This window comes from Candidatus Planktophila lacus (assembly GCF_002288385.1).
Classification (GTDB): Bacteria; Actinomycetota; Actinomycetes; order Nanopelagicales; family Nanopelagicaceae; genus Planktophila; species Planktophila lacus_D.
The window spans coordinates 162,639-179,343 of record NZ_CP016783.1 but is presented as its reverse complement, the minus strand read 5'-3'; the positions used below and the strand labels follow the sequence as shown (position 1 = coordinate 179,343).

General features: G+C 48.3%; 19 protein-coding genes. 8 read left to right on the top strand and 11 right to left on the bottom strand.

What is annotated here, in order from left to right:
* The first annotated feature begins 40 nt into the window (after positions 1 to 40).
* Positions 41 to 1,198, top strand: coding sequence for a DNA recombination protein RmuC (locus A1sIIB60_RS00860; protein WP_095688831.1), 1,158 nt, complete (start codon positions 41 to 43; stop codon positions 1,196 to 1,198).
* Entirely contained in the window at positions 1,195 to 1,608 is a 414-nt protein-coding gene (locus A1sIIB60_RS00855; RefSeq protein WP_095688830.1) for a hypothetical protein, read from the top strand. Before A1sIIB60_RS00860 ends, A1sIIB60_RS00855 begins: the two co-directional genes overlap by 4 nt.
* On the opposite strand, the gene A1sIIB60_RS00850 is transcribed toward A1sIIB60_RS00855, so the two are convergent.
* Together A1sIIB60_RS00850 and A1sIIB60_RS00845 are read right to left on the bottom strand one after the other, a co-directional pair.
* Complete coding sequence (locus A1sIIB60_RS00850) at positions 1,605 to 3,101, bottom strand: hypothetical protein (RefSeq protein ID WP_095688829.1); 1,497 nt, start codon at positions 3,099 to 3,101, stop codon at positions 1,605 to 1,607. The genes A1sIIB60_RS00855 and A1sIIB60_RS00850 overlap by 4 nt on opposite strands.
* A 9-nt stretch (positions 3,102 to 3,110) precedes the next feature.
* The gene (locus tag A1sIIB60_RS00845) at positions 3,111 to 4,064 is read right to left on the bottom strand and encodes a 4-hydroxy-3-methylbut-2-enyl diphosphate reductase (protein ID WP_095670635.1); all 954 of its coding nucleotides are present in this window, start codon (positions 4,062 to 4,064) and stop codon (positions 3,111 to 3,113) included.
* A gap of 26 nt (positions 4,065 to 4,090) precedes the next feature.
* On the opposite strand from A1sIIB60_RS00845, the gene xseA reads away from it, so the two are divergent.
* The 3 genes from xseA to A1sIIB60_RS00830 are packed head-to-tail and all read left to right on the top strand — an operon-like array spanning position 4,091 to position 7,181.
* On the top strand, positions 4,091 to 5,302 hold the full coding sequence (xseA, locus tag A1sIIB60_RS00840; protein ID WP_095688828.1) for an exodeoxyribonuclease VII large subunit: 1,212 nt from the start codon (positions 4,091 to 4,093) through the stop codon (positions 5,300 to 5,302).
* A 17-nt stretch (positions 5,303 to 5,319) separates the two neighbouring features.
* Positions 5,320 to 5,523, top strand: a complete 204-nt coding sequence (locus A1sIIB60_RS00835) for an exodeoxyribonuclease VII small subunit (RefSeq protein WP_095670633.1) — start codon at positions 5,320 to 5,322, stop codon at positions 5,521 to 5,523.
* Positions 5,523 to 7,181 carry a fumarate hydratase gene (locus tag A1sIIB60_RS00830; protein WP_095688827.1) on the top strand — a complete coding sequence of 553 codons (1,659 nt, stop codon included), beginning with the start codon at positions 5,523 to 5,525 and terminating at the stop codon, positions 7,179 to 7,181. Before A1sIIB60_RS00835 ends, A1sIIB60_RS00830 begins: the two co-directional genes overlap by 1 nt.
* 10 nt (positions 7,182 to 7,191) lie before the next feature.
* Here A1sIIB60_RS00830 and A1sIIB60_RS00825 read toward each other — a convergent pair whose 3' ends face one another.
* The 6 genes from A1sIIB60_RS00825 to A1sIIB60_RS07245 form a co-directional block, all read right to left on the bottom strand.
* Complete coding sequence (locus tag A1sIIB60_RS00825; protein WP_095688826.1) at positions 7,192 to 7,815, bottom strand: aggregation-promoting factor C-terminal-like domain-containing protein; 624 nt, start codon at positions 7,813 to 7,815, stop codon at positions 7,192 to 7,194.
* A 241-nt stretch (positions 7,816 to 8,056) separates the two neighbouring features.
* The gene (locus A1sIIB60_RS00820; RefSeq protein WP_095670630.1) at positions 8,057 to 9,385 is read right to left on the bottom strand and encodes a PhoH family protein; all 1,329 of its coding nucleotides are present in this window, start codon (positions 9,383 to 9,385) and stop codon (positions 8,057 to 8,059) included.
* 137 nt (positions 9,386 to 9,522) lie between these two features.
* The gene (uppS, locus tag A1sIIB60_RS00815) at positions 9,523 to 10,299 is read right to left on the bottom strand and encodes a polyprenyl diphosphate synthase (protein ID WP_095688825.1); all 777 of its coding nucleotides are present in this window, start codon (positions 10,297 to 10,299) and stop codon (positions 9,523 to 9,525) included.
* On the bottom strand, positions 10,280 to 10,579 hold the full coding sequence (locus A1sIIB60_RS00810; protein ID WP_095689605.1) for a DUF3817 domain-containing protein: 300 nt from the start codon (positions 10,577 to 10,579) through the stop codon (positions 10,280 to 10,282). Before A1sIIB60_RS00810 ends, uppS begins: the two co-directional genes overlap by 20 nt.
* On the bottom strand, positions 10,576 to 11,292 hold the full coding sequence (locus tag A1sIIB60_RS00805) for an SURF1 family cytochrome oxidase biogenesis protein (protein ID WP_095688824.1): 717 nt from the start codon (positions 11,290 to 11,292) through the stop codon (positions 10,576 to 10,578). Before A1sIIB60_RS00805 ends, A1sIIB60_RS00810 begins: the two co-directional genes overlap by 4 nt.
* Positions 11,270 to 11,413: a hypothetical protein gene (locus A1sIIB60_RS07245; protein WP_190276896.1), complete on the bottom strand. Its 144-nt coding sequence runs from the start codon at positions 11,411 to 11,413 to the stop codon at positions 11,270 to 11,272. Before A1sIIB60_RS07245 ends, A1sIIB60_RS00805 begins: the two co-directional genes overlap by 23 nt.
* Before the next feature lie 25 nt (positions 11,414 to 11,438).
* Here A1sIIB60_RS07245 and A1sIIB60_RS00800 point away from each other — a divergent pair, with 25 nt between their 5' ends.
* Complete coding sequence (locus A1sIIB60_RS00800; RefSeq protein ID WP_095688823.1) at positions 11,439 to 11,828, top strand: DUF4307 domain-containing protein; 390 nt, start codon at positions 11,439 to 11,441, stop codon at positions 11,826 to 11,828.
* Between the two features lie 24 nt (positions 11,829 to 11,852).
* On the top strand, positions 11,853 to 12,329 hold the full coding sequence (gene greA / locus A1sIIB60_RS00795; RefSeq protein ID WP_095677013.1) for a transcription elongation factor GreA: 477 nt from the start codon (positions 11,853 to 11,855) through the stop codon (positions 12,327 to 12,329).
* Here the strand turns inward: greA and A1sIIB60_RS00790 are convergent, their stop codons facing one another.
* Genes A1sIIB60_RS00790 through A1sIIB60_RS00780 form a run of 3 tightly spaced genes read right to left on the bottom strand, consistent with a single transcriptional unit; the run spans position 12,330 to position 14,924 of the window.
* Positions 12,330 to 13,076, bottom strand: a complete 747-nt coding sequence (locus A1sIIB60_RS00790) for a hypothetical protein (protein ID WP_095688822.1) — start codon at positions 13,074 to 13,076, stop codon at positions 12,330 to 12,332.
* 60 nt (positions 13,077 to 13,136) lie between these two features.
* Complete coding sequence (locus tag A1sIIB60_RS00785; RefSeq protein ID WP_095688821.1) at positions 13,137 to 13,898, bottom strand: SDR family NAD(P)-dependent oxidoreductase; 762 nt, start codon at positions 13,896 to 13,898, stop codon at positions 13,137 to 13,139.
* Positions 13,899 to 13,907: 9 nt separating this feature from the next.
* Complete coding sequence (locus A1sIIB60_RS00780) at positions 13,908 to 14,924, bottom strand: zinc-dependent alcohol dehydrogenase (protein WP_095688820.1); 1,017 nt, start codon at positions 14,922 to 14,924, stop codon at positions 13,908 to 13,910.
* 64 nt (positions 14,925 to 14,988) lie between these two features.
* Here A1sIIB60_RS00780 and A1sIIB60_RS00775 point away from each other — a divergent pair, with 64 nt between their 5' ends.
* Positions 14,989 to 16,695 (top strand): IlvD/Edd family dehydratase, encoded by a 1,707-nt coding sequence (locus A1sIIB60_RS00775; protein WP_095688819.1) that lies wholly within the window; start codon positions 14,989 to 14,991, stop codon positions 16,693 to 16,695.
* The last annotated feature ends 10 nt before the right edge of the window (positions 16,696 to 16,705 follow it).

The window sequence follows — 16,705 nt, the reverse complement described above, 5'->3', positions numbered from 1 at the left end:
CCTACGCGCCATTGTCAGCCCTTCCTGCCACGATAGGCCCATGTCAAGCGCAGCAGTGGCCATTCTTACACTAGTTATCGGGCTCGTTCTCGGTTATTTCATCGCCAGCAGGCGCACCTCGAAAGATGGCGTCTCTGCTGCAGAGTTTGCATCAGTGCGCGCCGAACGCGATCTATATAAATCCGAACGCGATAACGCGATGGCCGGCTCAAAACTTGCAACCGAAATTGAAGCTATGAAAAGTGCGATGGAGAAATTGCAGAAGGAAGCATCTGATGCCGACCGTCGTCGCATCGAAGCCGAATCCGATATCCGCACTCAAGTTAAAGCGATGTCTAACCACAACGAATCACTTGTTGCGCAGACCAAAGCAATTGCAGGCGCACTTTCACATTCACAGAAGCGCGGAAAATTCGGCGAAGCACAACTAGAACTCATGCTCGAGGATGCAGGTCTCCATAAGGGCATTGAATACACCGCGCAGCGTTCCACAACCGATGATGACTCATCCGGTATCCCCGACATCACGGTGCGCATGCCAGGCGGTACCAAATTATTTATCGACTCCAAATTTCCATTCGATCGCTTCATTGAAGCCCACGAAGTTGAAGATGGCGCCGAACGCGAGCGTTTATTCCATGAACATAAGAAAGATCTCGCTAGCCACGTTACCGCCCTTGCCAAGCGCGGTTATCACGAGTCACAAGATTCACCAGATTTTGTAATTCTCTTTGTTCCATTTGAATCACTGCTCACCGAGGCGCTTCGCGTTGATCCGCTATTTCTTGACACTGCCTTTAAACAAAATGTCACAATTGCAACGCCAACCTCGATGATGGCTCTGTTGCGCACTATCGGCAACGTTTACTCTCGCAACTCAGTGGCTCTTAACGCTGAAAACATTGCTAAATCTGCCGGTCTCTTTATGAAAGATTTAACGCTGCTCCACACCAAGATCATCAAGGTCGGTACAGCACTTAATTCACTCTCCAAGGCGTATGGCGAGTTAATTCCAACTGCCGAATCAACTGTTAAGCGCGCCGCAGCCAAGATCATTAGCTTTGGAGTCTCGGGAGATAAAGATAAACTCTCACTTACCTACCCAGATGCGCCTGCTGAAGTGCGTGAGTTAAAGAACTCCGAACTCGGCGGCGAAGAAGATTTCATTGATGCAGAAGAAGTAAAGGATGAAGAATGAGCACAAATGTAGATACAAAACCTTTGATCAAAGGCCCTGGCCTAAAGAAAGAAGGCGTAGTCGTTCTGCAAACTTTATTTATCGCGCTCTTTGCCGGCCTTGAACTTCTTATCCGCAGCGGCGCCGGCATCGTCTCGGGCCTCATCATCTGCGTTGTTCTCTACGGAGGTCTTCGCTTTGGGCGCAAAGGCACAACATACGTCTCTGTTGTTACGCCGCCTTTGGCATATGCAGCAACAGTCTTGCTCTATCTAATTCTCTCTGTTGGATTTAAGCCATCTCGTTTAGGAATTGATTTCATCGCATCTCTTGCCAGCATCGCTCCATACCTAATGGTTAGCGCACTTTATGGCTGGTTTGTATTTCTTAACGAGAAAGCAAAAGCGCGTAAACCAAAGCCACGCGGTTAAGCAACTTTTTTATAGCCCTTTGGGCAGGTTGGCTTTACTCCGCTAACTGACTTCTTAACTTTTCCCTTAACGCAGTTAATTGATACTCGCTTCTTTGATTGATACAGCTTGATCTTAATTTTCGGCACTGAAAACGAAAAGTTATTCACGGAAATATATGAGACTCCTTTTTTCTCCAAGAACGACTTAGTGGCAATTTTCTCTATACCTGCATCATTTACCACTGAGATTTCAGCAAAGAGCGGTAGATCGGGCAGCCCATAAATACATCGGAGCATGCTCGATGACGCTTCTAAATTGAAGTTTCCAACTGTGGCTTGGGAGTTCGGCAACAAGTGTGGGGATGCGAGTAAAAACTGTATTTCATCGCCAATTAAACGAGGTGGGTTTCTATTAAATATAAGGGCATTCGTGGCAAGCAATCCAACAAAGTCTTTAGATTGCTCAACGCAGGGTCCGCTACCACCTTGAAGACAGTCAACTTGTAGATCCTCGGCACAAAAAGCGGTAAACGGAGAAGATCCATTTATATTCCAGAAATTCACAACTTTAGTTGATTTCTCTTTTAGCGCAGTAAACACATCTGTGGCATACATAATTGCAAGTCCTGAATCGATTTCTACATTTGTTCCATTTTGCGCGGCAGTGTTTACCATTTGGCTAGTTATGCCTCTTGGGTATTTAGCGAATAATGATGTAGGGACGCTACCTTCGATTAGTGGCACAGCAACACTTGCGCCGGAGATAACTACTTCCTTGCCCTGAGCTAACTTGGTGAACTTAATTGTTGGATCTGCCATTCTTCCCGCGAGCCACTTTGGTGGATCATTACTGAGGCGTAATTTAACTTCTGCAGAAAATGTTCCAGTGGTTTTATGAGTTACACATTTATCTTTAAACAAGAATAGGCATTGCCCTAGTGAATTTAAATTAATCTCTTTAATGTCAACGCTAAAGTATGGAACCTGTACGTCGCGATACCCAACAGGTAATTTACGAGACTTTAATTGTTGTATCTGTGCTGTCAATGCAAAGTATCGCTGGACGCCGTCTTTATCCTTTACTAAAAAAATGCTCGAAGTAGATCCTGCCGAAATTCCATTGGCAGCATCGCTAGGAAACGTGTTTCCGTCAGCGGAGCCCAAATAACTGGCTTCAACTTTATCGCCACCAGCGATGCCTATTCGTAGAAGTAGAAGGCAATTGGATTTATTCTCCGCATTGCAGAGCGGCAGAATAGTTGTAGCCACGATTCCGACCGGATTGGAATTAAGGCAATCTAAATCGTTGAAACTTTCACACTTTTGGAGACCATACATGTAGGGCAAGCCATTATTAATCCCAACCCAGTTAACTTTCTTTATCTCAGATTCATAAACGTTATCGTTCTGATTATCCACGCCAATACTTACTGAGACGTTTTCAGCAGCTATCGCTTGTGTTGAGGATAGAACTAACGCCAAGATCGAAAACAATAATCCGATCTTTTTCACTTTAGCTCCTTACTTACCGGCGGTCTTTAACTCTTTACGGAGCTCGGGTGGAAGTGCAAAAAGAAGCGTCTCTTGTGTCGCAGTAACTTCTTCAACGCTGCCAAAGCCGCGTTCTGCAAGCCAAGCCAATAGATCGCGAACCAAAATCTCAGGCACTGACGCACCGCTTGTAACGCCAATGGTCTCAACGCCATTTAGCCATGCATCATCAGCTTCTTCAGCAAAATCGATTAGATAAGCGTTTGCTGCGCCATATTCTTTCGCAACTTCTACCAAGCGAACAGAGTTTGAGGAGTTGGTTGAACCAACGACGATAACCAATTCTGCTTGTGGAGCAATCTGCTTAATCGCTTCTTGACGGTTCTGCGTTGCATAACAAATGTCATCTGATGGTGGATTAGCGATCTCTGGGAAACGCTCTTTAAGGATTGCAACTGATTGCATGGTCTCATCAACGCTTAAAGTTGTTTGAGTCAGCCAAACCAATTTCTTTCCTGGTGTTGGAACGATTGTGCGCGCTTCATCAAGACCATCGACGATGCGTACCTTGCCTGGAGCTTCTCCAGCGGTACCTTCAACTTCTTCGTGGCCGTTATGGCCGATTAAAAGAATTTCAGTTTCATCATCGGCAAAACGTTTTACCTCGTTATGAACCTTTGTTACAAGCGGGCAAGTTGCATCAATAGTCTTTAGATTACGAGCGGCTGCTTGTTCGTGAACCGCAGGAGAGACTCCATGAGCTGAGAAGACAACCGTTGAACCTTCTGGAACTTCATCGGTCTCGTTAACAAAGATGACGCCGCGAGCTTCGAGGGTTGAGACCACGTGCTTGTTGTGGACGATCTCTTTACGGACATAAATTGGAGCGCCATAGAGTTCGAGGGACTTTTCCACGGTAATGACCGCACGGTCTACGCCAGCGCAATATCCGCGTGGCGCTGCAAGGAGAACTCTCTTAGCCATGTGGGTGAGTCTATTAGGCTCGCCCCATGTTCGAAACTTCAAGCGAATCCCCCGCGCCAGTTCGGGTGGTATCTGAGGCGATCAAAGAATATGTAGAACGCCTCGGCCCGATTTGGATTGAAGGCGAGATCTCAGAACTCAACGAACGCAGCGGCGGAATGGCCTTTATGCGCCTGCGCGATACATCAGTTGATATGAGCCTTTCCGTGATGTGTTACAAAAACGTTTTGGCAGCTGTGCAACCTCTGCCGGCAAATGCGCGCGTTGTTATTCACGCCAAAGCATCTTGGTTTACAAAAAATGGTTCGCTCACAATGTCAGCAAAAGAGATCCGCCAAGTTGGCGTTGGCGAACTACTTGCACGTCTTGAAGCGCTTAAGGGCGTGCTGGCTGCAGAAGGTTTATTCAGTGCTGATCGCAAAGTCGCTCTGCCGCTCTTGCCACGCAAAGTTGGTTTGATCTGCGGCCGCAATACCGATGCCGAGAAAGATGTTGTTGAAAATGCGCGCCGACGTTGGCCCGCAGTTGAATTTGAGATCCGCGAAGTTGCTGTGCAAGGCGCCGCCGCTGTCGTTGAAGTCTCTGAAGCGCTGCGCGAGCTAGAAAGTATCGAAGATGTCGATGTCATCATCATTACTCGCGGTGGTGGATCATTCGAAGACTTATTGCCATTTAGCGATGAGAGTTTGGTTCGCCTTGCGGCAAGTTGTGAAACACCAATTGTTAGCGCAATCGGCCACGAGAAAGATTCACCGCTCCTTGATTTAGTCGCCGACTATCGCGCGTCAACCCCAACCGATGCGGCAAAGCGCGTGGTGCCAGATATCGAGCAAGAGATTGCCGATATAAATAAGATCCGCGATCGCATCTATCGACGCTTGGTTTCAACGATTGATTACGAGTTAAATCAGATTTCCCAACTACGCAATCGCCCAGTGATGAAAGACCCAAGCGTGATGGTCAAAGTTCGCGTGGAAGAGTTAAACGCTTTGCGCGATCGTTCCCATCGCGGATTCAAAGCGCTGCTTGATATTGAGAAGAAAGAGATCAAGGGCGTGATTGCCCATCTGCGTTCGCTTTCGCCGCAATCAACGATGGACCGCGGATATTCAGTAGTTCAAAGCGATGACGGAAAGATTGTGCGCGATGCCACAAAGTTAAAGGCTGGCGCTGTACTGCGTATCCGGGCCGCTAAGGGCGAAGCCCGTGCAAGCGTTCTTGAACTTAAACCAGAATGAAAGAGTAGATTTAACCCATGGCCGCTAAAGATGGAAAACCTTCATATGAAGAAGCTCGAGATGAGCTCGCTGAAATCGTTGAATCACTTGAAGATGGCAGCGCCACTTTAGAAGAATCGTTAAAGCTCTGGGAGCGCGGCGAAGAGTTAGCCAAGATCTGCCAAGAATGGTTGGACGGAGCTAAGAAGAAGTTAGATGCCGCAAAGAAGCCGGCGCAATAATGGCTCCACAATTTTCATACTCTGATTTGCTGCCAATTGGCGAAGATAAAACTAAGTACCGCAATATTGGAAAAGATGGCGTAAGCGTCATCAAGCTCGGCGATCGCGAATTCTTGCAAGTTGCGCCAGAGGCTTTGACTTTACTTACCGAAACTGCGATCCACGATATCTCGCATTACCTGCGCGCAGAACACTTGCAGCAGTTAGCAAACATTTTGAAAGACCCTGAAGCCTCACCTAACGATCGCTTTGTGGCGCTGGATCTATTGAAGAACGCCAACATTTCAGCCGGCGGAATTCTGCCAATGTGCCAAGACACCGGTACTGCACTTGTGATGGGTAAGAAGGGTCAATATGTATTGACTACCGCTAAAGATGAAGTTGCGATCTCGCAAGGAATTTACGATGCCTACACAAAGTTAAATCTGCGTTATTCGCAGATGGCTCCCGTGACTACTTGGGATGAGAAGAACACTGGCAATAACTTGCCGGCACAGATCGAAATCTTTGCTGACTCAGATCACCAAGATGAATACAACTTTATGTTTATCGCTAAAGGCGGCGGTAGCGCTAATAAATCATTCCTGTATCAAGAGACTAAAGCGGTTCTAAATCCCAAGTCATTTATGACCTGGCTCGATGAAAAGCTCCGTTCTATCGGTACTGCAGCATGCCCTCCGTATCACTTGGCAATTGTCATCGGCGGAACAAGTGCCGAGCACACAGTTAAGACTGCAAAGCTCGCCAGTACTAAGTATTTAGATTCACTTCCAACATCAGGAGATGCCGCAACCGGCCATGGTTTCCGCGATATTGAACTTGAAAAAGAGGTTCTAGAACTAACTCGCACCTTGGGAATCGGCGCGCAGTTCGGCGGCAAGTACTTCTGCCACGATGTTCGCGTTATTCGCTTGCCGCGTCACGGGGCATCTCTGCCGATTGCTATCGCTGTTTCTTGTTCGGCTGATCGCCAGGCAAAGGCGAAGATCACCAAAGATGGCATCTTCCTTGAAGAGTTAGAACGCGATCCAGCGCATTTCTTGCCTGAGACAACTGATTCTCACTTGGACGATAACGTTGTAAAGATTGATTTAAATCAACCAATGGCTGCAGTACGCGCCGAACTTTCTAAGCACCCAGTTAAGACTCGCGTTTCGCTAACCGGCACCATTGTTGTTGCGCGCGACTTGGCACACGCGCGCATTAAAGAGGGCCTTGATGCCGGCAAAGGCTTGCCGCAATACATGAAGGATTACGCCGTTTACTACGCAGGCCCTGCCAAGACTCCAACAGGGTTTGCATCTGGTTCTTTTGGTCCGACAACTGCAGGTCGTATGGATTCATACGTTGAACAATTCCAGGCAGCCGGCGGATCATTTGTAATGCTCGCTAAAGGAAATCGTTCAAAGGCTGTAACCGATGCATGTAAATCACACGGTGGTTTTTACTTAGGTTCAATCGGCGGACCCGCTGCGCGTCTTGCTCAAGATTGCATCAAGAAAGTTGAAGTCTTGGATTTCGAAGATTTAGGGATGGAAGCGGTCTACAAAATAGATGTCGTGGACTTCCCAGCATTTATCGTTGTAGACGATAAGGGCAATGACTTTTTCGCGGAGACTTCGAAGCCGTTATCTATCGGCAAGAGATCAGAAGTTTAATTCTTAGTTTTTAGTAGTAATTGCTGCGCTTGAACTTAGCCCATGCTTTACATGGGTTGTCATAGCGCGCCTCGATATAGCGAAGTCCCCAACGAATTTGCGTTACGGGGTTGGTGCGCCAATCGGTTGAAACAACATCCATACGCGATGCCGGCAGAGCCTGCGGAATTCCATGTGCGCCAGAGACCCTGTTGCGAGCCTTGTAATTCCAGTGGCTCTCTTTAGTCCAAAGACGGTTTAGGCAGAGGTACTGATCTTCGCCCCAGGCATATTCAGTCAGCGCGATCGCCTTGGCAACCTTCTTGGCACCAATGATTGTGCGAGCGGCTTCAACTTGCTGGCTCACTGCGGCGGCGAGCGCCATCTGCGAAGCAAAGAGATCGGCCTTCTCATCGAGCTGGGTGTAAAGAGCGGCGCCTTCTGAAAGATCGACCTCGTTATTAAAGTTAACTGATTTCATCAACTTCGCCGAAGTCGGCAAGGCCAGACTTGTCGTCGTTGGGAAGTCGAGACCGTTAGCCGTTGGTTGGGCCGCGGTCGTCAGAATGAAGGTGGCAACCAGAGTCCAAAGGGCGCGCGACTTAAAGCGGTTGGAGCGCGTAAGTGAATACGTACTCGACTTCTTTCTTGCCATCGTTGCCTCCTTCTCTGCTCTCGTTTACTTCCTTGGCCCGTGGCGCATCGACCTAAAAATAGGTTGATGACCTGCGGGGAATGAGTTAAGGGTGGCAAGTGGGGTGAGATGTCGCAAATTAAAGCCTGCGTGTGGCGTAAATTCTCAGGAAAGTCGCTGGCTGTGGACGAGCAAAAGTCCTGCTCAGTTAGGGCGAAGTCCGTAATGTCCGAATTGTGACTGTGAGATTTAAAAAGGGGTGCTAACTGATGGGTCCTTCGAGCATCTCGGTCACCAACGCGGCGATCGGCGAGCGCTCGCTTCGGGTCAGGGTCACGTGGGCAAAGAGCGGGTGGCCTTTGAGGGTTTCCACGACCGCGACGACGCCATCATGGCGACCAACGCGCAGGTTGTCGCGCTGGGCGACGTCGTGGGTCAGCACAACTCGTGAGGATTGGCCGATTCGGGACAGGACGGTGAGCAAGACGCCGCGTTCGAGCGACTGGGCTTCGTCAACAATCACGAATGAGTCGTGGAGCGAACGTCCACGGATATGGGTCAGCGGCAGAACTTCGATTAGGCCGCGCGCCATCACTTCTTCGATTACGGCTTCTGAAACCAGAGCGCCCAAAGTATCGAAGACCGCTTGGGCCCACGGCGACATCTTTTCGCCTTCGCTGCCCGGCAGGTAGCCGAGCTCTTGGCCGCCAACCGGATAGAGCGGACGGAAGATGATTACCTTTTTATGGAGGCGCTTTTCCATAACCGCTTCAAGGCCGGCGCAAAGTGCGAGCGCCGACTTTCCGGTTCCGGCGCGACCACCAAGAGAGACGATTCCGATATCGGGATCTAATAAAAGGTCGAGTGCAATCCGTTGTTCGGCGGAGCGACCGTGAAGACCAAAGGCGTTGCGATCACCGCGCACCAACTGCAGGCGCTTATCGGCGGTGACTCGGGCCAGGGCGCTACCTTTTTCAGAATGTAAAACGATTCCGGTATGCACTGGTAATTGATGTGCGGCTTCATGGTCTGCGCGATCTGAAGCATAGAGCTCATCGATAACGTTGTGACCGCAATCGACTTCTTCGATTCCGGTCCAGCCGCTATTGGAAACTAGTTCGGCTAAATACTCTTGCGCTTCAACGCCAACTGAAGATGCTTTAACGCGAAGCGGCAAATCTTTAGTAACGAGAACAACTTGTTTTCCATCAGACATTAAATTCTTGGCGATCGCCAGGATGCGCGAATCATTTGTGCCATCGCGCAAGAAGCCGTGAGGCAAGGTGCTCAAATCGGTGTGGTTTAACTCAACTGAAAGCGTGCCGCCTTCTGGGGTAATCACTAGTGGTTGATCGAGGCGGCCGTGTGAAACGCGTAAATCATCAAGGGTGCGAAGTGCGGCGCGGGCAAAGTATCCAAGTTCAGGATGATCGCGTTTGGTCTCTAACTCGCCAATTACTGCGATTGGGATGATGACTTCATGCTCTTCAAATTTCGAGAGCGCGTTCGGATCTGCCAGGAGAACGCTGGTATCTATGACGTAAGTCTTTATTAAATTCTTTTTCTTACTTGAAGATACTGGAGTAGCCAATGGCCAGCTCTCACATTCTCTTTAGTTGTATCCGATGGGACTTGCTTCTGACTAGAAAAAGATAGAACGCAGGAGAGGTCTTTCAGGTGCGACACGCCATAGCGATTTATTAACGCTTGATTAAATTAGAAACTTAACTACGCCCCTAAACGACGGTGGCGCTGTGAATATGCACGAAGAGCACGTAAAAAATCAACGCGGCGGAAATCAGGCCAATAGGCTTCGCAGAAATAGAACTCTGATAACGCGCTCTGCCATAACAAGAATCCGCCAAGTCGTTGTTCACCTGATGTGCGGATTAAAAGTTCTGGGTCGGGTTGGCCGGCGGTATATAAAAACTTTGAGATCTCATCAGCGCTTAGCTCGTTGGCTGCGCTTTCTAGCGTTGCGCCAGTTGCGCTCTTGCCCTGCAGATATCCCTTAACGGCATCCACAATTTCGCGCCGGCCGCCGTAGCCAATCGCAACGTTTACTTCGACTCCACCATCGATAACCGGAGGCAGGTTTGCGAGCTTCTCGCTAAGCCAAGGCGGCAATAGGTCTAACGCCCCTACGGCCTTGATATTCCACTTACCCGTTGCACATAGTTCATCAACGGTATCGCCAATAATCTTAAGTAAGCCATCGAGTTCTTCAGGGGTGCGTTTAAAGTTTTCAGTTGATAACAGCCAGAGCGTTACAACTTCTACTTGGGCTTCATCGCACCAGCCGAGAAATTCCACGATCTTGCTCGCCCCACGGCGATGGCCCTTGGGATCGACAGGACTTGGATTCTCTTTCGCAAAACGGCGGTTGCCATCGAGGATTACTCCAACGTGGCGCGGGGTCTTTGAGAAATCTAGATCTTTAACAATCCGCCACTCATAAAGTGGATAGAGCGCAGATTTGATTGCGTTACGAATAGGTCTTAACAATTTTGCGCTCTGCAATAAATGAAGCAATTGGCAAAGTGCCAGCTAGGGCCAGCCAGATAACGCGGCGCAACTCCCAGCGCGCTTTTACAGAAAATTGGATCGCCGCTAAAAGGTAAACGGCATAGACCCAGCCGTGAACAAAGGGAATCCAAGCGACTTTGGCTTTCCAGTCTTCATTATCAAGCAGGTATGCCACTGGCAGATCAACAAACCAGAGAAGCAGGGACATTACTCCGGCGATTAACGCCATTACTCGAAATCTCTTTACCGCACCGCTCATGGCTTAATACTACGGCGATAGAAGGGAAGGTAAAGAACGATTGCGGCCATTAGCCACCAGATCGCTACATAGGAAATATGTTGCCAGTAATAGCCGGCTACTTTGGAAACAGGAGGTGCGGCAACCACGCGATCGCGAATCAAATCACCAGCGCCAGTCTTTTCAGATTTTGCGACAACGAATCCGTCATATAGTTCAAGATCGGTAAGGCCAACAATTACGCTGCTGTCTAACCTTGAGATAACCCCAGGTACATTTTCTGCGCGATCATCGTTTTGATGCGGCTGCAGAGCGCCAACAATTTCAACCCTCGTCGACATAGCAACTTCTGGGTTATTTAAACGATCTGCCCAGAGCCCGCGAACTACCAATATTCCAGATAGTGGGTCAGAACCATCCACCTGCAACAAAGCAACTTCCCAATCACTTACCTGGCCATCAATATCTCTCTGTACAGGCGCTTTGAAGTTAGCAACATAAAACCCAGATACCGCAACGCTCTTGTTTACATTTCTTGAATCAAGGGTTACCGAAGGCTTTGCTAATTCACCTATTGAATAGATCTTTGGGTCAATGACTTTGGCTGCGGCATTTAACTCTCTAACAATTACTGAGCGATCTAACTGCCAATTACCTAGGGCTATAAAAATTAGCGCTAGCGAAATAACCGCAGCGCCTTGAAAAAACTTTTTAATTATCGGTTGGATTTTCATCTTTGCGGGCGTTCATACGCATGTAACGCTTGTAGAAACTACGCAGCAAAAAGGCAACGGAGATACAGAGAAATAAAACGGTAAGTGATCCGGGCCAGCCTTGATCTACAGTTTCTCGCATACCCTAATCATGCCATAATCAACTCATGAAAGAAGCGCAGGAGTTTTCCTACGAAGATCGCTATGGCAAAGCCGGCGGAAATCGTTGGATTGCATATGCCTTTGCGATTTCTATCGTAGGACTTCTGTGGATTTTCTGGGCAGGACTTCATCATGCAAATCCATCAATAAGTAGCCAATTAATTTCATTTGAAGTAACAGGTGAAAAAGAGATTTCTCTTCGCTATTCAATAAATCGCACAGATTCAGATCAAGTAGTTATCTGCACGCTAAAAGCTTTAGATCAAGATAAAAGCGTTGTTGGCCAAATTGATGACACTATCCCTGCAGGTGAGCGCTTTAGCCAGCAAGTAACTGCTATTCCCACACGCTCAGCGCCGTTCACTGCCAGCATCGCCCGTTGTCGCGCCGAATAATTACTTCGTATACCGTTGCCCCTTATGAGTACCCCACAAACTTGGCTTACCCAAGAAGCCGCTGATCGCTTACGCGCCGAACTCGAAAACCTCGAGAACGTTGGCCGTAAAGAAGTCACCGCAAAGATTGAGGCTGCTCGCGCAGAAGGAGATCTAAAGGAGAACGGCGGCTATCACGCTGCGCGCGATGAACAAGGCAAGATGGAAGCGCGTATTCGCCAACTCAAGCAGATGCTCGAGAACGCACACATCGGAACTCCACCAGCTTCTGAAGATGGCACCGTTGGTCCCGGCATGGTTATCACCGCAATCATTGCTGGCGATGAAGAGAAATTCTTACTTGGTTCACGTGAAATCGCATCTGGCGACCTAAGCGTTTATAGCGAGAAATCTCCGCTTGGTGCAGCCGTTATGGGCGCAAAGATCGGTGACACAGTTTCTTACACCGCGCCAAACGGCAAAGAGATCAAAGTCGAGATTAAAGCCGCAACTGCTTATTAATTACTTCTTTTTATAGCCGGCAGGGCACTTTGGTTTAACCGCAGTAACTTTCTTGGCAACTTTGCCTTTCAAGCACGTTATCGTCGAGGCTTTTGTTCCCTTAAATTTTTCCTGGATCGCGATCACGTCTGCCAGCAACTTATCGATCTCGGCTTTCGCTTTGGCCTCTGCTTTTACTACTGCCGGATCTATTCCGCAGTTTGACTTAGTGCCTGAAATTTCAGCACCACCAACGCACAATTTATAATCTAGTTCGCTTGTATAGCGCTGTTTACCTGTCCAATCGACAGCGGGTGCTGTTGGAGCAAGGTTGCAGGGTTTTCCAGGTAGAACCCAGTTCAATTTTGAAGTGTCATATTTTGCTGAGAAAAATCCTGAGTTGTATCCAATAACAAGTGGTTCCTTGGTTTTCAAGAATTCCCATGTGTATGTACGATCGCGTGTATCCGATGGGAAAAAGTAGTTAAATCCTCCATATTGCGGTTCAGAGGTTCCATCAGCGAAAAATAACTTGAATGAACCTTCATCTAGTTTCTTATCAGTTGTCGCATTCAATTGGTTGTACGAGATTTTTAATAAATTTGAGCCAGTTTTTTCGGTTATTTCTATTGACTTCATCGTTACAGTCAAATTGTCATCAGCAACTAACCCAACATTTAACGCAGCACACAATTCAGCAGCTTGAGCTGGTTGAATTGCAGTCAATGTTGAAAGCCCAAGGGCCAAAACCAAAAGAATACGTTTCATGTATCGATACTAACTACATTCGCGTGAAGATCTAGGGAAAACGATACTTTTCTTTTTTGACTAGTAAGTAGCGCGACCGCCAGAGGCATCGAAGGTAAATCCTGTTGTAAATGAGCACGCCTTAGATGCCATGAAGGCAACGATCTCGGCGACTTCTTCAGGCTGACCGACACGGCCCATCGGGATTCGGCTTATCATGTATTTCAAGGTTTCTTCGCTGGTATTTGAATTCATTGGCGTGCTGATGACTGCAGGAGCAAGCGCGTTGATTACAACACCATGTGGTGCAACTTCTTTTGCAACGCCTTTAACAAAACCGATCATTCCGGCTTTTGAAGTGTTGTAAGGAGAGAGTCCTGGGTTGCCTTCTTTGCCTGCGATAGATGCCAAGTGAACGATGCGGCCATACTGCTTCTCTTTCATCGAAGGAATAACAGCTTGAGTAAGCCAGATTGCTCCGTATAGATTTACTTGCAAAACTTTTTCAAAGTCTGGCCAATTAACATTTTCGACTGTTGTGTTCGATGGACCAACGATTCCAGCGGTGTTGATAAGCGCATCGATTTTGCCGTGGTCTTTCAAGATTGCTGAGATCGCTTTATCTATCTGGTCTTGGCTAGAAATATCGCAGATGTGACTTTGGTTTGTAGCAAGTGAAAGCTCTTTTGAAAGATCAGTCAGCGCTGCGGCATTGAAATCAAGTGCGATCACGGTGGCACCACGAGCTGCAATTAACTGTGCGCTAGCTTTGCCAATGCCGGTTGCTGCTCCTGAGATAACGACTACTTGGCCGTTGAATTCAACTGATGAAGTGCTGGTCATTTCTATTCCTTACTTCATCCGGGGATCGATATGGATCTTTGGGCCATCGCCGGCACCTGCAGGACGCTTACCCATAAATACATCATGTACTTCATTTAGTGAAATTGTTGCTGCAATTAGCGGGCGAGGATCTACTTCACCGCGCGCAAAGATTTCAATGGCACCTTTTAGACCGGGAGATGCCGACAAGATTCCGACTGCGGTTACATCTTTAAGCGCGAGATCACGTGAATCGATCAGGCTTGGCTCTCCTGAGATACCGATGTAAACAACGCGCCCGCCTGGCTCAACAGCCAGCACTATCTCGTGCGGAATAGATTTGTGATTAGTTGCATCAATGATTCCGTCAAAGCCAGTTCTTGGTTTTACTAACTCAGTTCCGGCGTTTTTGATTCCGATTTCATGTGCAAGTTTTATCGTGCGTTCGTTGCGACCGACTAAGTGCACGTTGGCACCTGCGGCCTGTGCAAGTTGCGCGCAGAGAAGTCCGATGGTGCCGGTTCCGTAAATCAATATTTCTTTGCCAGGTCCAGCAAGTGCTGCTTCAACTGCGCGCAGTGAGTTGCCGGCAGGTTCGATAAGCGCGCCAACGGCATCATCAATTGAATCTGGAAGTGCGTGTAGCGCGCGTTCTGGAACTAGAAGTTTTTCAGCGCAAGCACCGGGCCATCCGTTGCGAACTCCAATTTCAAAACGATCATCGCAAACATGTTGGCGACCTGATGTGCAGCGGTAACAAGTTCCGCATCCAAGCATCGTGTCACCGGTGACGCGTTGACCAAGCCACTTGGGATTTACACCTTTGCCAATTTCAGAAACAACACCGCACCATTCGTGGCCGATGCGAACTGGATATTTTGCTTGATTGCTGTGGAGATAAACCATTTCACCGGTGAAGAACTCTTGATCGGTGCCACAGATTCCAACTCGCGTTACATCGACAACGACTTGGTTATCCCCTGCTACTGGCTCTGGAACATCTTCGACAATGGAATTATTTGGCGAAGTTATAGTCAGGGCCTTCATGCCGTCACTATACTCAAACCGATATCAGCACCGATAGCGGTGCGAATTAAAGGAGTTAGCAAAGATGCGCAGCGCCCATTGGTATGGCGGCAAAGACCGTGATGGATTCATTCACCGCGCATGGATGCGCCGGGGTTTGCCGAAAGATGCCTTTGATGGCCGTCCACATATCGCGATTGCAAATACCGCATCAGATTTAACTCCCTGCAACTCTCACTTAAATGAAGTGATGGAGTATGTAAAGAACGGAATCTGGGAAGCCGGCGGCGTTCCGCTAAATATGCCAGCTGTTTCATTGGGTGAAACTCTGGTTCGCCCTACAGCAATGTTGTGGCGCAATATGGCGGCAATGGCAACAGAAGAATTGATCCGCGCTAATCCGATTGATGGCGTTGTTCTTCTCGGCGGTTGCGATAAGACGATTCCATCTTTGTTGATGGCGGCATCTTCAGTTGATATTCCAGCGCTAGTTGTTCCTGGTGGGCCGATGTTGACCGGAACTTTCCAAGGAACACCACTTGGCTGCGGCACAGATGTATTTAGATTGAGCGAAGAAGTGCGCGCTAAGAAACTTAGCGAAGCAAAGTTCTTAGATTCAGAATCCGCGATGATCCGTAGCCGTGGACATTGCAACACCATGGGAACTGCATCAACTATGGGAATCATGGCTGAAGCACTTGGCATGGTTATTCCAGGAATCGCAGGCACGCCAGCACCGGATAGCCGCTTGCTTCAGTACTCACAAGAGTCTGGTCGCCGCATCGTTGAGATGGTGCATGAAGGTTTAAAGCCAAGTGACATCATGGTTAAAGGTTCATTCTTAAATGCCATCGTGGCCCTTGCTGGTATCGGTGGATCTACTAATGCGGTTGTGCACTTGCTCGCGATTGCTGGCCGCTTAGGTATTGATCTAACGCTCGATGATTTCGATCGCACGGGTTCTCGTGTTCCGCTACTAGTTAATCTCCAACCTGCCGGCAAGTACTTGATGGAAGATTTCCATCGCGCTGGTGGTTTACGCGCAGTGTTTAAGGAACTTGAAGATCTACTTGATCCAAAGGCGCTAACAGTGCTCGGAACTCCTTTGGTTAAAGGCTTATCAGAAGCTGAAATTTATGACACAGATGTGATCCGCTCTCGCAAAGAACCATTGCAGCCAAGTGCTGGAATTGCCGTTCTGCGCGGAAATCTTGCTCCACTTGGCGCAGTTATTAAGCCAGCTGCAGCAAGTGCCAACTTGTTAAAGCACCGCGGTAAAGCGATGGTCTTCGACAGCATTGAAGATTTCAAAGCGCGTATCAACGATCCAAATCTTGATGTTGATGAAAATTCAGTTTTGATTCTGCGCGGATGCGGACCTAAGGGTTATCCCGGAATGCCAGAAGTTTCCAATATGCCGATGCCACAGAAGATGCTCGATAAAGGCGTACGTGACATGGTGCGTATCTGTGATGGTCGCATGAGCGGTACTGCCTACGGAACTGTTGTTCTACATGTTGCACCAGAAGCTGCAGCAGGTGGACCGCTCGGACTTGTGCAGACAGGTGACTTCATTGAACTCGATGTTGAAGCTCGCACGCTAAATATAGATATTTCCGATGCTGACCTTGCTGCGCGTAAGCCAAATACCGCAACAGTTGATGGTTTCGCTAAATCTGCACGTGGATGGCAGAAGTTATATATCGACCATGTAATGCAGGCTGATACAGGTTGTGATCTTGATTTCTTAGTTGGTTCTAGCGGAGAACATATCTCCCGCGAATCTCACTAACTATCTAGAT

Bases quoted from the DNA above. Each gene is read 5' to 3' on its own strand.
- A1sIIB60_RS00860 (WP_095688831.1), top strand. From the start codon at position 41: ATGTCAAGCGCAGCAGTGGCCATTCTTACACTAGTTATCGGGCTCGTT.
- A1sIIB60_RS00855 (WP_095688830.1), top strand. From the start codon at position 1,195: ATGAGCACAAATGTAGATACAAAACCTTTGATCAAAGGCCCTGGCCTA.
- A1sIIB60_RS00845 (WP_095670635.1), bottom strand. From the start codon at position 4,064: ATGGCTAAGAGAGTTCTCCTTGCAGCGCCACGCGGATATTGCGCTGGC.
- xseA (WP_095688828.1), top strand. From the start codon at position 4,091: ATGTTCGAAACTTCAAGCGAATCCCCCGCGCCAGTTCGGGTGGTATCT.
- A1sIIB60_RS00835 (WP_095670633.1), top strand. From the start codon at position 5,320: ATGGCCGCTAAAGATGGAAAACCTTCATATGAAGAAGCTCGAGATGAG.
- A1sIIB60_RS00830 (WP_095688827.1), top strand. From the start codon at position 5,523: ATGGCTCCACAATTTTCATACTCTGATTTGCTGCCAATTGGCGAAGAT.
- A1sIIB60_RS00825 (WP_095688826.1), bottom strand. From the start codon at position 7,815: ATGGCAAGAAAGAAGTCGAGTACGTATTCACTTACGCGCTCCAACCGC.
- A1sIIB60_RS00810 (WP_095689605.1), bottom strand. From the start codon at position 10,579: ATGAGCGGTGCGGTAAAGAGATTTCGAGTAATGGCGTTAATCGCCGGA.
- A1sIIB60_RS00805 (WP_095688824.1), bottom strand. From the start codon at position 11,292: ATGAAAATCCAACCGATAATTAAAAAGTTTTTTCAAGGCGCTGCGGTT.
- A1sIIB60_RS07245 (WP_190276896.1), bottom strand. From the start codon at position 11,413: ATGCGAGAAACTGTAGATCAAGGCTGGCCCGGATCACTTACCGTTTTA.
- A1sIIB60_RS00800 (WP_095688823.1), top strand. From the start codon at position 11,439: ATGAAAGAAGCGCAGGAGTTTTCCTACGAAGATCGCTATGGCAAAGCC.
- greA (WP_095677013.1), top strand. From the start codon at position 11,853: ATGAGTACCCCACAAACTTGGCTTACCCAAGAAGCCGCTGATCGCTTA.
- A1sIIB60_RS00790 (WP_095688822.1), bottom strand. From the start codon at position 13,076: ATGAAACGTATTCTTTTGGTTTTGGCCCTTGGGCTTTCAACATTGACT.
- A1sIIB60_RS00785 (WP_095688821.1), bottom strand. From the start codon at position 13,898: ATGACCAGCACTTCATCAGTTGAATTCAACGGCCAAGTAGTCGTTATC.
- A1sIIB60_RS00780 (WP_095688820.1), bottom strand. From the start codon at position 14,924: ATGAAGGCCCTGACTATAACTTCGCCAAATAATTCCATTGTCGAAGAT.
- A1sIIB60_RS00775 (WP_095688819.1), top strand. From the start codon at position 14,989: ATGCGCAGCGCCCATTGGTATGGCGGCAAAGACCGTGATGGATTCATT.